General features: G+C 42.7%; 16 protein-coding genes. 11 read left to right on the top strand and 5 right to left on the bottom strand.

Annotated features, from left to right (window positions below; all coding sequences use genetic code 11):
* Window positions 1-93 precede the first annotated feature (93 nt).
* Window positions 94-267: a general stress protein gene (locus FDW87_RS00430; protein ID WP_003036022.1), complete on the bottom strand. Its 174-nt coding sequence runs from the start codon at window positions 265-267 to the stop codon at window positions 94-96.
* A gap of 867 nt (window positions 268-1,134) precedes the next feature.
* On the bottom strand, window positions 1,135-1,677 hold the full coding sequence (locus FDW87_RS00425; RefSeq protein ID WP_137379353.1) for a recombinase family protein: 543 nt from the start codon (window positions 1,675-1,677) through the stop codon (window positions 1,135-1,137).
* A 1,986-nt stretch (window positions 1,678-3,663) separates the two neighbouring features.
* Here FDW87_RS00425 and FDW87_RS00420 point away from each other — a divergent pair.
* From FDW87_RS00420 to FDW87_RS00380, 9 genes are all read left to right on the top strand, one after another.
* A complete protein-coding gene (locus FDW87_RS00420; protein WP_021540661.1) occupies window positions 3,664-4,218 on the top strand; it encodes a hypothetical protein in 555 nt (184 codons plus the stop codon).
* Between the two features lies 1 nt (window position 4,219).
* Window positions 4,220-4,507, top strand: coding sequence for a hypothetical protein (locus FDW87_RS00415; protein WP_089640861.1), 288 nt, complete (start codon window positions 4,220-4,222; stop codon window positions 4,505-4,507).
* Window positions 4,507-4,722 (top strand): hypothetical protein, encoded by a 216-nt coding sequence (locus FDW87_RS00410; protein WP_023277948.1) that lies wholly within the window; start codon window positions 4,507-4,509, stop codon window positions 4,720-4,722. Before FDW87_RS00415 ends, FDW87_RS00410 begins: the two co-directional genes overlap by 1 nt.
* A complete protein-coding gene (locus FDW87_RS00405; protein ID WP_000805963.1) occupies window positions 4,719-5,006 on the top strand; it encodes an HNH endonuclease in 288 nt (95 codons plus the stop codon). The genes FDW87_RS00410 and FDW87_RS00405 overlap by 4 nt, the downstream gene beginning before the upstream one ends.
* Window positions 5,007-5,162: 156 nt before the next feature.
* Window positions 5,163-5,492 carry a hypothetical protein gene (locus FDW87_RS00400; RefSeq protein WP_137379352.1) on the top strand — a complete coding sequence of 110 codons (330 nt, stop codon included), beginning with the start codon at window positions 5,163-5,165 and terminating at the stop codon, window positions 5,490-5,492.
* 583 nt (window positions 5,493-6,075) lie between these two features.
* The gene (locus tag FDW87_RS00395) at window positions 6,076-6,780 is read left to right on the top strand and encodes a hypothetical protein (RefSeq protein ID WP_137379351.1); all 705 of its coding nucleotides are present in this window, start codon (window positions 6,076-6,078) and stop codon (window positions 6,778-6,780) included.
* A gap of 22 nt (window positions 6,781-6,802) precedes the next feature.
* Entirely contained in the window at window positions 6,803-7,018 is a 216-nt protein-coding gene (locus FDW87_RS00390; RefSeq protein ID WP_071845684.1) for a hypothetical protein, read from the top strand.
* 97 nt (window positions 7,019-7,115) lie between these two features.
* A complete protein-coding gene (locus FDW87_RS00385) occupies window positions 7,116-9,296 on the top strand; it encodes a tape measure protein (RefSeq protein ID WP_137379350.1) in 2,181 nt (726 codons plus the stop codon).
* 156 nt (window positions 9,297-9,452) lie between these two features.
* Window positions 9,453-10,241: a phage baseplate protein gene (locus FDW87_RS00380; protein WP_137379349.1), complete on the top strand. Its 789-nt coding sequence runs from the start codon at window positions 9,453-9,455 to the stop codon at window positions 10,239-10,241.
* On the opposite strand, the gene FDW87_RS00375 is transcribed toward FDW87_RS00380, so the two are convergent.
* Window positions 10,238-11,881, bottom strand: a complete 1,644-nt coding sequence (locus FDW87_RS00375) for a recombinase family protein (RefSeq protein ID WP_137379348.1) — start codon at window positions 11,879-11,881, stop codon at window positions 10,238-10,240. The two genes, FDW87_RS00380 and FDW87_RS00375, sit on opposite strands and share 4 nt — an antisense overlap.
* 51 nt (window positions 11,882-11,932) lie before the next feature.
* Here FDW87_RS00375 and wrbA point away from each other — a divergent pair, with 51 nt between their 5' ends.
* Entirely contained in the window at window positions 11,933-12,538 is a 606-nt protein-coding gene (wrbA, locus tag FDW87_RS00370; protein ID WP_071667287.1) for an NAD(P)H:quinone oxidoreductase, read from the top strand.
* A gap of 20 nt (window positions 12,539-12,558) precedes the next feature.
* A complete protein-coding gene (locus FDW87_RS00365) occupies window positions 12,559-12,786 on the top strand; it encodes a YccJ family protein (protein ID WP_016152581.1) in 228 nt (75 codons plus the stop codon).
* A 38-nt stretch (window positions 12,787-12,824) separates the two neighbouring features.
* Here FDW87_RS00365 and agp read toward each other — a convergent pair whose 3' ends face one another.
* Both agp and FDW87_RS00355 read right to left on the bottom strand, forming a co-directional pair.
* Window positions 12,825-14,066 (bottom strand): bifunctional glucose-1-phosphatase/inositol phosphatase, encoded by a 1,242-nt coding sequence (gene agp, locus FDW87_RS00360; RefSeq protein WP_016156163.1) that lies wholly within the window; start codon window positions 14,064-14,066, stop codon window positions 12,825-12,827.
* A gap of 87 nt (window positions 14,067-14,153) precedes the next feature.
* Window positions 14,154-14,727 (bottom strand): helix-turn-helix transcriptional regulator (locus tag FDW87_RS00355; protein ID WP_137379347.1); only part of this gene is annotated, 574 nt, incomplete at its 5' end.

The following is a 14,727-nucleotide window of genomic DNA, read 5'->3' as shown; positions in this document are numbered from 1 at the left end:
AAACCGCCGGAAGAAACCGGCGGCGGTGGGTGGCTACGTAACGTCTGACTCTGATCCCAGCCGTCACGGCATATCTGACAGCTAGCCCGGCAATTACGATTTGTTGTTGCCGTGGCTATTTTTGCCCCCTTTTTTGCCTGCCTCTGAAGCGCGTTGCGGGTCATTCTTAAAGTTGCCCCCGCTGTGCTGGCCACCTTTTCGACCTGCTTCTGATGCTCTTTCGCGATCTTCCGCAAAGTTGCCGGAACCGCCTCGATGGTTTGCCATTACTGACCTCCGTCATTGATTAGACATCATATTGCATAGGTACTGAGGAGTGATACCTCACGCAGCGTTACGGGCGATGCCCTGAAAATAACTGCGTGGGATTAAGCATAGTGAAGCGTGGCCTGAGCAGCCGCTAACTGTAATATCCTGCAACAGGATTGGCGGTGATAGAGAAATAATCACAGCAAGAAATCAATAAGTCTTTCTTATGACTACCAAATTCCACCCGGTTAAATATGTATCATTTTGCAACAAGAGAAGTTGTTATAAAAATTGTTATAAATCAAAGAAGTGATTGTGAAATTTGCACTCCTGACAGTACGTCATATCTTTAAAGGTAGGTAGCGAGTCGCTACGGACACGGTTAACTCGAGGAGTAGTGTAAAATGGCAAAAGTTCTGGTGCTTTTACATAGCTAAACACGTACATTCATCTACCTGTAAAAACAGGACAATATCAGGTGAATCCCTATGCAATTTAATAGTAGATTTCCAAGTATCTATGCAATTCTACACAGATTCTATGCAGTATCGGTATAGTCCCTTTTTGTCCTAACTTATTGAAATATATAAAGAATCTGTAAAGTCCCTTTTCAGGGTAAACTGTATCGTGTTAGTCGTTCCTCTCTCGACTCCTAGAAAAGTGCTATATACAGGAGTATATAACGCTATTCATGCAGTTGGTCACATGATGTAACTATCAAACCACTTAACAATTTCCTACGTGAAAGTTATTTCTGAGGGTGGGTAAGTGTTCAGGAGATTTTATGAGGATAATTCTTATCCGAATCATCACGTAGTACACGCTTAGAGGATACAAAAAAGCCCCCAATTAAGGAGGCCATGAATCTATATAGGTGATGAGAAATTATTCGGCTTTAATACGCTGTACAGTTGACTTGGCAACGTTGAATTGAGCGGCTACTTTAGCGATTGAACTACCAGCAGCAAGAGCAGCTTTAATACCTTCTCTGTCAATCGCTTTACCGTTACCCCTTCCAACTACACGACCAGCAGCTTTAGCAGCTTCATAGCCTTCTCGTTGACGCTCAAGCATCATTTTACGTTCAGCTTCAGCCACTGCTGAAAAGATTGTGAGAATCATCTTAGACGTGGGGTTATCGTCACCAGTTATCAGACCTTCTTTGTGAAAGTGAACCTTGATACCTTTCTGTGAAAGTTTATCCACCAGCGTTAATACATCCACGGTAGAGCGCCCTAAACGTGACAAGTCGTGTACATGGATAACATCACCTTCACGAACATAATCGAGCATAGCCTTTAGTTGTGGACGGTCTGTATTCTTCCCAGATGCTTTATCAGTAAATACCTTATCCAGTACGACCCCTTCAAGTTGACGGTCTGTAATCTGCTGGATTGATGAAACTCGAACATAACCAATGTTAGCCATAATATACTCATTTGCCTTACTCATTTGATGGATTGAGTATAACGTACCGATAAAGTGTTTTACAAGGCTAATCGGTATGGTTTTTACAGGGGGTTAGCTATACCTTTTTAGTATGCTATAACGGTATGCCTAAGAGATGGAGATGCCTTTATAGCAACTCACATAGAAAGTCAATAGATATTTTAAAATTCTGCAAAGGGGGTCACATAGCTGGTGTAACAGGTACTTAGCAGCTACAGACATCTGTCAGATATTTTTGAAAGATTTGGTTGAAGAGACTTAGAAGAGGTCTGATTATTTTTTATAAAAATTTTCAGAGTCTGAAAAGTTACTGTACAAATTTTATACAAACTAAAAAGGACTCCCGAAAGAGTCCCTTTACAAGTCGATTTTTAACGTGGCTACGACAATCCACCCATACCTTACCAGACTTTACCTTACCACACCTGACCCCACCACACCTAACCCAACCATACCTTGCCAAGCCATAGGAAGGTGTAGAGAAACCGATGAAGGTGTCTGTACAGTTGCATCTTAAACAACCATCACAATAATGTCAAATAGTTCTTTTAAGTAGGAGGGGTTCCCCTATGGTCACTATATCCCCTCTCTCTCTCTCGTTTAGTGTCCCTTGATAGCACCTAGAGAATATGCTCTGTAACACCTTCACAGTATCTATATCAGGTCAACTATAAGAGGTCTTGATAGAATCTTCAAAGGTACTTGACAGATAACTACGAAGTTGCTAGGAAGGAGTGTTTAACGGGAGAAGAGATACGATATAACCCGAAGGGAGAGTATCATTCTTAACAGTGACCGTAAGAAGAGAACTTGAGAGACAACTAAACAAACCTCTTAAGTAAAAGACAACACTCCAGAAAGAGTGTCTGTTTAACAAGCTTCTCAAAAGCTCTTAAAAAGTCTGTTAAATAAGGTCATGTAAGCAATCTTACCATTTTGTCAATGCTTTTGTCTTTGACCTAAATCAATAAAATGTATCGTTTGATATGCTTTTAAACAAAATAGCTAAAAAATCTTTTTAGAGGGGCGCTTCGCTTGGGGTCACTATGCTCTTTTTCTCCCTCTTAATGGGAGTTACAGAGACATTTCAACGCCCTGATAAGGCAAGCCCGATGATAACAGAAACAGAGGGCAAAACCACTTATCAACACTGTGAACGAATAACGTAAAGGGCTGGTTAAGAAGTCGGTTAAGAAGGTGGCTCTCCCTTTCTGGGGTTGTCGCCTTGTGTCTTAGTGAGTCCAGGAAGTTATCTGTGAAGAGGCTAGACAGTCTTATATATTGGGTGATTACAACCCTTTGAAAAATAAGAACTTTTAGAAATTACTGTTAAGGTTACAGAGTTAACTGTGAAGAGACTTGTCAGTTCTCTATATATGGGTGATTACAACTTATTGAAAAATAAGAACTTTTAGAAATTACTGTCAGAGAGGTGAATACTTGATAGATACAGCTTTCCGGTTCTGTCAAGCTATTTTTTAATAGATAGCACAAAATGCTAAAGATACCCCTATACATCTCGTACAGGGGATTTTGGAGGGATTAACGGGGTTCTGTATGGTCGTTATCCTTAAGGTCAAGCGTCCATGTACGACCGAACAGTCTAAAGACAACAAGCACCCTGACGAGGACGTAGCGAAGTAGCAGGCCTGCAAGCAGTCCAACACCTCCACCAGTCCATACATCAGGTGACCCCAGTTCAGGAGGGAGATTTACCATTAAATTTCCTGTGTGCAATGCAATACCATGTGACCAAATACATAGTTGATTCGGTTAGTTGGGCTTGTTCCAACCCCTATCGAATAAACCTCATAGCCACGCCTCATATTTTACTCTCCCCATAAACCCATTATACCACAGATGTTAATGAAATGTTAAAAAATGCTTGACATTAGTCTTTGAAACTGCTAAGATTGTATATATAAGTTAACAGAATAATAACATCTTATGAGGGTCAGAATATGAATGAGAGACGCAGAATTTAGAGCGATGCTTCAGGCATCAAGAGAACGCAACAAGCACAACTCCTACGCTTACACAAACAACCCCACCAGCTACGAAGTCCCAACCTTTAGCAAATCCGAACGTAAGAACATTGAAGCGGTCATTCGTAGCATTACGCCACGAGACAGATATATGTCAGTACGCAAAGAAAAAGAGAATACTTTAAAAACTTTCTTGATGGGCTTTGATTCTTACGAGCAACTGCCAGCAAAAATTGAAGATTTAATTATCGGCACTTGTCGCAGTTTTGGAAGAGATAATTATCACCGAAAAGTTTTCTATTTACTACGAAATATTGACAAGATTAGCTCAAGCACAATAACAAGTTATCTTCAGCGTCAAGCAACCAGGCTTAGCTATGAATTACCAAGCGATAAATATTGCGCTAACTTAGCCACTATTTGCATGAAAGTTATTGAGACAATTAATCATCATGCGGAAGTGGGCAATATCAGCCTTACGATTAGTGAACCAGATTTCGAGTTTGACCCGTATTTAGTTACAGAGGAATTTTAAAATGAAAACCAGACACACACTAACCCGCATTTCAGAGGAAGCTTTTAACGAGCTTAACAGAATTAAACAAACGACCAACTTACCTCATCAAACTGTTATGCAGCTTGCAATTGCTAAAGAGGTTACTGAGTCGGATTTACTGAAATATCCAGTCTCTAAAGGTCGTAAACACATCCGAATTACTCAGGACGCTTTAGATACTTTGAAGGGACTAAACAACTTTAAAATTGATATTGCCCGTCTATTGAGTCTTAAGATTCACAAGTTAAAGTTAGAGATGGAGGTCTGATGCTATGCGTTACTTTTGAATACCACACAGATAAAATGATTCGCTACATCTCCGACCTCCTGATTAAAGGAAACGGATTCGGTGACATCCATAACTCAAAAGATATTTTCATTAAAGCCATTGGCCCAAATGAAACACTGAAAGCAGCAGTCAAGCCAGAATGGTTTGAGCGTCACAAGATTGAATTAGGTTATTGGGGTGAGGAGGTTTTATGAAACCTTGGCATGAAGATGTTAGACGATATTTTACAGAACACCTTATCTATGATGAATCCAGTGATTCCCTGTGCTGGTCTGATGGGGAGTCAGTCACGATAAATACCGACGACTACGGCAACAAAACATTTAATATAGGTCGATACACATTCTATGTGAAATATGTTGTCTGGTTCCTTTATCATGGCTATCAATCCAATAAGCAAATTATCCATCGAAATGGTAACAGAGCCGATACCAGACCAAAAAACCTTATGCAAGTCCGAGACTTTAAGCGAAATTAGAAAAACAGCTTCTCAGACGCTCTCAATCGCATTCTAACGCAAAAAACTACCCTATTTTAGGGTGGGTAATACCACTGTACAGGCTACCCCTGAAAAAGACTGTTTAGCTCGTTACAGAGCGATTGAGGAGGTCTGGTAAAAAGGAGATTTTAAGAAATGAGAGAATTAAACTTCCCGCTACAGATTTTCGTTGATAACGACACCGCTATGATGGTGCAAAGCTTCGTTGATTCCGGTGTGTCAATTGACTTTGACAGGCTGTTAGAGTTGATGGCTGATAATGCAGAAAACATCTCTGACTTTATTCAGTCGGTGGAGTTTAACGAGCCTCGAATGATGCTACCAATTAAAGACAGCAACATGAAAAGATTGGTTATCGAGCAAACGAACAGATACAATATTTCCCCAGAGCAATTTTTGAAAGGTGCTGTGACAATTTTGTACGCTGACAATATTTTGGTTGCGGATTCTGTGAGGATTCACTAATGGGATTGATAATTGCTTGGACAGCTTTGGGTTTATTTGTTGGTTGCTGGGTAGGTAATACGGTAAATAAAAATTGATGTTACCAATCTGTTAAAAAGCTGTTGACAAATAACCTTAAATATGCCATAATTTTAAGTATGGGAGAGCAATTCTCTCTTATTTATTTCAACAATTACATCTACATCTAGGGATAGTTATTCTGAAAGGTGCAATGCTTTTCGCTACATGGCCTATTTAGCCCACACTAGATAGGCTATATATCAAAAAGTGCTTAATCATTCATTATTGAACCCTTACAGCTTTGCCCTAATCATGATTAGGGCGTTTTCTTTAAGAGTTTTTAAACAGAGCTTTTAAAGAAAGTTTTTCCTGAAACTTCGTTAACGTTAAAGCAAACCTTCAAAGCCCTTCACAGATGAGGATGATTCCATGAATATCCGAATCACCTATGTTTAGGGCTTTTTTCAGCTTTTAAAAAGCATACTTGGCAAACCGCCTTTTAAGTCTCTTCTAAGTTTGTATGGCTGTCAGGTGTGCTTTTTAAAAACTGAAACATAAATTATCTTAGAAGAGGAAAATATTAATGTCCATTCGTAATGAACACGAAATGATTGTTGAGAACAGACCAAGTGCACTTGATATTCACGAATTAACTTTGCGTGAATCTTTTGATAGAGCTTGGCGGGAATCACACGAAGTAAATAAAGGTCCTTATATTCCACCAGAACCACTCGAGATTCCAAGAGTTGAAATTGATTTTTCGATGAATGAGGAATGTGAGCTTGATTTGAAACTGAAGCTACAACGCCGATATTTCCAAGCTATTAAAGACTCTCAAGAAGCAATGAGAAGTGTTTACGAGAAAATTCAGTCCAAACTTGAAGACGAAATTGACGAAATGGTTATTTCGATGGAGCTTCAAACCAATTCTTATGCTTATTTCTCTCGACTAGACCGTGACGGTTGGGGGTATGACCCTGTAGAGATTGGTAAAGTGATTGCAGATTTACCAGAAGGTCAAAGAGTTATTCGTACAGAAAGAGCCATTAGAGCGCCACATCGACTATCTCTAATTGTTGCTGATAAATCACAAGCTGAGCTTGAAGAAATTGCCAAAGAGAAACTGGCGCAAGCAAGAGAAAATGAGATTAATTTGCTGAAATCAAGACTGGCTAAGCTGATTAGTGACCATCAAGCGCTGGCTAAGGAGTACCGTCAAGAGTTGGCACAGATTATCAGCTTCAATGATTTTCTGAGTGTTCCACGAGAATTTAGCAAGGCTGTTTAATTATGCATATGTGAGGTGATGAATGATTGATTTAACAGAACGCTATGAAACTATTAAGTCTGTTTGTGAAAACTTAAAGTTACAAACTAAGCCAGCCTTAAGAATTAAAACCAAACATCAAATTATCACCTCACACAAACCAAAAACACGCAAGATTCCAAAGTGGTGTATTGACCGTATCCCTTCTGATGCTCAAATTATAGGTGAAACGGAACTACATTATCTTGTCAGGCATTAAAAAGATTGGTTGGGTAAAATCAACGGGAGAGATTATCGAGTGACATCGGTAGCTCTCCCTTTTTTGTATATGAACACTTAAGAGGTGAAAAATATGAATGAGCAAATTCACAGTTGATAGTTTTATCGTTGAGCTAGGCTTCAGCGAGAACGTTATTAAGGGCTTGCAAAGAGTTGAAAAGGCAGCTTTGCAGTCAGCACAAAGAATTGAACGTAATTTGAATAGAGCGTTTAAGGTCGATACCAAGCAACTTGACAGCAATCTGACAAGTTCTTTAGGGCAACTTGAAAGGAAGTTTAATAAGACCTTTGACAAGATTGAACAGCGTCTTAAAAACACTAGAGCGTTTAAGATTAAAACGGAAATTGAGGATACTTTAAAGCCACTTAAACAACCGAGACAGCCACGAATTAGCGGCAACAGAGCAATCACAGCAGCTTATTCAGCTAATATGTCTAAGCTAAAAGGCTTTGACCCTATTTTGCAGAAATACATCAAATCTCAGTTTTACGGGCTATCTGCTAAAGCTGGTAATATTGGAAGTGAAAAGTTTAACGCTGAACTTGCAAAATTAAATCAATCTCTTCGTGAAACGTTGAATAAACTCAGGTCACAGACAAAGACCACCAGCATTAACAATACAAGCGACGCATTTAATAATCTTGCAAGCAATGCGATTAAATTATCTGGTGCATTTTACTCTGTGATGGGTGCTCTTAACGCTTACAAGGCCATTATGAATGCAGGTCTTAAACGAGATTCCGCACAGAGAGCCGCTAAGTTTGTACTTGGTGATAAAGCATCTGAGGCTGAAACATTTATCAGGGGACTGGCTGACAAGACAGGTCTTAATATCTCTGAAGGGCTATCAAGCTACGCTAAGTTTGCAGCAGGTGCTCAGGGTTCTATGTCACAGGAACAGACACAGGAACTATTTGGTAATGCAACGGCTATGAGTCGCTTAATGGGGCTTTCTAACGATGAGCTAAACGGCATTTTGAAAGCTTTTGAGCAGATGGCGAGCAAGGGCAAGATTCAGGCTGAAGAGCTTCGTGGACAGTTGGGTGACCGTATGGCTGGTGCATTTAAGCTATTCGCTGAAGCATTGGGTATGACTGCTACAGAGCTTGATAAAGCGATGAAAGACGGGAAGATTTTAAGTAGTGATACTCTCCCTAAAGTTGCTAAACAGATGGGCTTGATGATTGATAAAGCGGGTGGCTGGGCTGAAGTTGCTAAGAGCACTCAGACAGCTTTAGGGAAACTGGCTAACAACTGGGATGATACGATGGTGAAAATCTTCTCAGGTTCACAGGATGAGCTAAACGGCTTCTTATCCAGCCTGAGTAGCCTGCTTAGTGAAATGGGTATGAGTTCTTCTATCGCTGGTGATGCTATCGGTGGACTTATCGACATGCTTAAAGCTGGTGTAGATGACATCCGTATCTTTAACAATCACCTTGAAGGCTGGATTCTACAGACTAAGAAGGCCTATTACGCACTTGATGACACTAAACGAAAACTACTTGATGAGGTCGGTGATGGTTTTATCAATTTTGTCAAAGGTCTTGCTATAGCGTTATCTGCAAAGACGCTATTCAGTGCCACTGCAGGGATTATGAACCTGTCGAGAGCAATCACAACGTTAGGTACAAGAGCTAATCAGGTGGCTGGTCAGGTAGCTACTGGTAAAGGTGGTGGAAAACTGAAAGGTGTAGCTGGTGGTGTAGGTAGTGCTCTTGCAATTGGTTATGCTGATGACGGTTATGAGACAGCTTTAGCATTAGCTTCAATGATTCCACAAATCAGAGGTGTCACTCTTGGTTTATATGCATTGAAGAAAGCACTGGATTTTATGAATCAGGAAGTAGTCAAAAACGCTAATATGCATCCATCTGGGGTGGGTGTGGGTAGTGACTTTAATCCTGTGTATTCTGGTGACCCTAATAAACCGAATATGATTAACGAAGGATGGAGTAGAATTTTTAGTTCAATGGGTGAATTGTTTAACAATGCCACAATGAATATTGCAAGATTCAATCATCCAGAATTGATTACCATGAAACAAGATGCATCATTAACGAGTGCAGATATTCAGGGTCTGAGGGATGAAATCTCTGCTTTAAGTAAGCGTATTCAGGAACCAGTGAAAGTTTCACTTGGTGGTGAAGTTGCCATTAAACCAGATGAAACCAGCTTTATGACCTTTAGCAGTAATATCTACGACCAATATGCAGAAGCTACGCTATTAAGTTCATCATTTCCAGAAGATGATTGATTTAACGGTGTTCTACGTGAATAAAGCAAAGTTAATACCCACACTGAAAAATAGAATTTACGTACAACACGCTTAACAGAGAAAATACTTATATATCAAAGGCTTGGTTAAAAATGATTAAAATACACCAAGCCTTTGAAATCAAAGGAGAATTTAATGATTTACTCTAATCAGATTCGTTACAGTGGTAAAGATGGCGTTTACTTCCATCTACAAGGCCAACCAGATAATTTCTTGTCACTATCAGCTACTGAGAATATGGAATTTGATAGCCCTATGATGGTTACCACTCAAAATATGCAATCAGGGCAAACTGTAACAGATAATGTAATGCGTTCACCCAGAACTATTTCAATCAGTGGTGTGGTTGTAGTTGGTGAATCCGGTAGTATCCTCATCTCAAGAGATAATAAGCTGGTGGAAAACTTCATTGACACTCTTGAAAGCTGGAGAGACCAGAAGCAGATTATTTCGGTAATCTGTAAAGATGGAATTAAAATTGACGATTCTATTATTACGAGTTTTAAAGCTTCTAAAGATGTTGGTATTTCAAATGGTCTAAGAGTCCAGCTAACTTTTCAGGAAATTAACTTCAAAGCCATTGTGGGTCAGACTGATATTTCGGCTGCGACAGGAAAAACCGCTACCACTAATGACGGTGGTGTGACCAGTAAGAAGAATGCAGGTAACGTGACCACTGAACGCAATAACGCACCTATGCTATCGTGCAAAGAGCTAATGAGTATTAACGATGTATCCGGTTACGCTCCAGCTATCAGAAATGATATTCTCGATGCTCAGATTAAGTGCAATAAAGCTTGGAAGCTGGACTATTCAGACTTAACAGAAGCTGAAAAAACCAACGTCACCAATGCTAATAGTAACGCTGGTCGGGTAGCTTCAAAGCTTAAAAAGTACTCAGTGAATCCTCACAAAAAATACTAAGCGTCCACCTCTTCCATATCACCAGCAGGATAAATCCTTGTTACTGGTTCACCAAAAATAAGCATATCATCTAATGACTGCATCTCATCGGTTGCTTCTTCAAGCGTTAAGGTGTGGTCATCTTTACCATCAAGAGGGAAACCACGAATCATATTTCCATTGTGAAGATATATATCCACCAGCTTTTCATTACCAGAAACAACAATCTCTTTCACCAGACGCTTAATAATAATCTGGGCTTCAGTTCTCCCCTCTACAGACTCCATATCAAGACCGCTTAAATCCAAGCTTGATACAGATTTTACCCTCGCCTTTTCTCGTGATAACTGAACTATCAGTTCATCTTTTTCTTCTTGTTTAGCCCGTAGTGCTTCCTGAATCTGAGTGATGTTAGGAAGCTGTATCAGCGTCTCAGTGAGTTTTTCAAGTTCACTATCAACGGTGTTTAGTCTGCGTTGTAGTTCATCTAATTTAGCTGTATCCGTAGCTTCATCGTGTAGCTGTGATAGTTTGCTGAACAGACGACTACAAAGCTGTGTATCAAGTAACTTTCTGGACACTGTACCGTAGCTACAACGGGACTCCTTATTACCATTGCAACGGTAAGTACCTTGATAAACGGGTTTACGTATCCCTGTAGGAGTCATTACAAGCCCACACTTACAACGGATAAGCCCCTTCAGTATGTTCACATATAGCCAGTGTTCACCGCTGGATGTTTTCCCCTTCCCTGTTTCCTCTAACAGTTGCTGTACAGCGTAAAACTTAGAATCTGTGACAATCTGAGGATAGAACCCTTCAATTTCTTCACGTAACACTGTTTTACGGTCTTCTGAAGAAACCTTAGCGGGAAGGTAACCTAATACACTTCGTGAAGTCAGGATGTGTTTAACGCTTAATGCTGACCAGTTACCATCCGGTTTCTTAGTCTTGGATATTCTGACCTTACGCTGATTAATGGTCGGGTAACCTTGTTCGTTTAGCCATTTACAGATAGCAAACATCGACATACCAGAAAGACGCTTGTCATAGATGATATTCACCAGTGACGCTTTATCTTCATCAACGATGTAGTGTGAACCGTCTTCTGATAGCTCTAACCATCCGGGGGCTTGCTTACCCATAGGCTTCTTAAGTTCTCTTGCAAGCTGTGTTTTATGGTTCCAGACCTGAGCTATACGCTTTTGCTTAACAAGAGATTCTTGGTGTGCTCGCTCAGCTATGATGATGTGCTTAATCAACTTCACAGGGTCTGTTAATGCTGACTTGTCGTAGAGTTCACCATCACCCAAAGTCAGTATAGAGACTCCCTTCCTCAGTATCTGCCTAACGTCATCAATAGCTGTATCAATATCTGCCCTACTGAAGCGGTCAAAGTTCTCTACAACAATCAAGGAACCTTCTGGAATAGTCCCAGACATGACATTGTCAAACATACGTCTGAAGTCAGAACCTTGATTCTTATGTTGCTGGTGAAAACCAGATTTACCCTTATCAATATATTTGTGAGCAGGGAGAAGGTAATACTCTTCTTTATGTTTAGAGTAGAAAGCATCAATGAGGTTTGTTTGTCGTCTTAGGGAGTCACCAGAGTCTTGCTCTCGAGTACTCCACCGGATGTATGTCACTAGCAGCTTCATATCTTCGGACTATGCTTATCTAAGTGGTTCATTGAACAGGAGAACAATGATATGAGTGTTAAGGCAAGAATACTAGTGCTTTATTATTCCATGTACGGACACATTGAAACTATGGCCCATGCAGTCGCAGAAGGCGCAAATAAGGTTGATGGCGCGGAAGTGATTATTAAACGCGTACCAGAGACCATGCAGCCGGAGATTTTCCTCAAAGCTGGCGGCAAAACACAAAACGCACCAGTCGCAACCCCGCAAGAACTGGCAGATTACGATGCCATTATTTTTGGTACCCCCACACGCTTTGGCAATATGTCCGGTCAGATGCGCACCTTCCTCGACCAGACTGGCGGGCTGTGGGCTTCAGGCGGCCTGTACGGCAAACTCGCCAGCGTATTCAGCTCGACAGGAACCGGCGGCGGTCAGGAACAAACCATTACATCAACCTGGACTACGCTTGCTCACCATGGGATGGTGATTGTGCCTATCGGTTACGCGGCGCAAGAGCTGTTTGATGTTTCTCAAGTTCGCGGCGGTACCCCTTACGGCGCAACCACCATCGCCGGAGGCGACGGCTCACGCCAGCCAAGTCAGGAAGAATTATCTATCGCCCGCTATCAGGGTGAATATGTCGCAGGTCTGGCAGTAAAACTCAACGGCTAATCTTCAACAGGAGGATTCGAATGCCAACTCAAGAAGCGAAAGCCCATCGCGTCGGCGAATGGGCAAGTCTGCGCAATACATCGCCGGAAATAGCCGAAGCCATTTTTGAAGTCGCGCATTATGACGAGAAACTGGCGGAAAAAATTTGGGAAGAAGGTAGCGACGAGGTGCTCATCAAAGCCTTTAAGAAAACAGACAAAGATTCGCTCTTTTGGGGTGAACAGACTATCGAACGCAAAAACGTCTAGCGCTCAGACTCCCCCGCGAACACGGGGGAGTTTTTCTTTTACTTAGCCGCCTCATTCAACACGCTGTCGAACTTATCTATCGGGCAAAAGCCATCCGCATCTATCGGACACCCTTTCAGCTCCAGCGTTACGCGCTGCGCCGGGGATTTCAGAGTCAAAACGTCTGCATTACGCAACTGCTGTGAGCTCTGATACACGTACTCGATTTTCATCAGATCACGATTCGCGTTGCTGTCATGCCAGCGCTGGAAGACAATCTTCCCGCCAATCGGCGTACGCTCGTTCTGATCGTGAAGCTGGTACGGTTTGAAATCCAGCGCGGTGAGCAGCGATGCGATGTTTGAGTCATGCCCCACCAGCACGGTTATTTTTGGCGCTTTTACGCGTTCAGTAACCAGCGCATTATCAATATACTTCACCAGCGGTTTGGCGACGTTCTGCGCCACTTCCGGGGAGGTGAACAGGCTGTCCTGATAGCCATTTTTCAGCTTCGACAGAACCTTCCACTGTTGATCGGATTTAATCTCGCCCCAGGCGACCTTATCCATCGGGAAGCCTTCGTAATATTGCAGCGTGAAGGCATCAACCAGCGAATTCCCGACCTTCAGCGGCCCCGAAACCCCAGGCTCCTGCTGGTATTTCGCGCTAAACGTATCTTTGGCATCGGTCAGGGAACACTGCTGTTTTTCTTTGCAGGACGGAGAGTCTTTGTAGTCGGTCATTTGCTCAAGCAACTGATAGCTGTCGTTGAGCTGCATTTGGCTACGCTCTTTCTCCATTGCCTGAACCGCCTGCTGGCTGAAGGCGGCGGAATCATCGGTGATCACCGGGTTAAAGGTGGGATCCATGGTGCCCATTTTTTCCTGATGATGGACCGGGACGTCGCAACCCGGGAAAGCACCGGTGACAAAGAACTGCGCCGTCGCGACCGTACGCTGCAGGCTGTTAGCATAGGTATAGACCGTACCCGGCGCCGGACATTCGCCCGATTTCACCATCCCCTGCTCTGCCAGCCACTCTCGCATATAGTGGCCCATATAGATTTCCAGCACGCCGCCTTTGGTGGTGAGTTGTCCGCCGGGGACATCCCATTCTGGCCATTGTTTGGGGGTGGACTGCTCAAGAACACTGCCATTATTGGCTAAAGGTGCGCGTAAGTTATGCCGACTCATCATCAATACTTGCTGAAGCTGATAGCCTTCCGGCGCGGTCTGCGCCTGCGCGGCGGTTGACATTAATACAGCCCCTGCCACGGCTGCGGCGATTAACGATTTATTCATCCCTACGACCTCTTGTTGTTATCAATCACAACAGAGTGTGACAGAAATATGACATATTTCCCGGAACGCTTTCGCAAAACGCACCATCTACTTTGTCGTTTTAATACCGAACTCGGTTTCTAATTTGCGAATGCCAAGCGGGGTGAAGGTGACGCGGCGACCACTCAGCTCCGTTTTTATCCATCGTTTTTCAATCAGCCAGCGTAGCAGCGATGCGCCAAGCACGCCGCCGGGATGGTAACGTCGTTCACTCCAGTCCAGACAACCGCAGGTTAATTTCCGCCGCGATGCGCTCGCAGCCAGGACAATCCCCATTTGTGCCAGTTTTTCCTGCCCAAGAGAGGTCAGCGTTTCACCATCCGGCGTTAACCATTGACGGGAAACCAGCGTATCGAACAGCCTCACCGCCACCTCGCCAGCAAGATGATCGTAGCAGGTTCGGGCATGTCGTAAGCCTGGCGGCGTCGTGATTTTTCGTGGCGTAGATGTAGCCCACGCCACGCCCATCAGGCGCTCCAGCAGTTCAGCGATATCGGAGCCTGCAAGGCGAAAATAACGATGCCTGCCCTGCGCGAGCGCCACAACAAAACGTTGTTCGCACAGACGCGCCAGATGCGCACTGGCGGTCGACGCTGACACATCCGCCACTGCGCTGAGCTCG

The organism is Citrobacter sp. wls826, from assembly GCF_005281245.1.
Lineage (GTDB): Bacteria > Pseudomonadota > Gammaproteobacteria > Enterobacterales > Enterobacteriaceae > Citrobacter > Citrobacter braakii.
The sequence above is the reverse complement of the archived record's forward strand: the minus strand, read 5'-3'. Positions and strand labels throughout refer to the sequence as shown.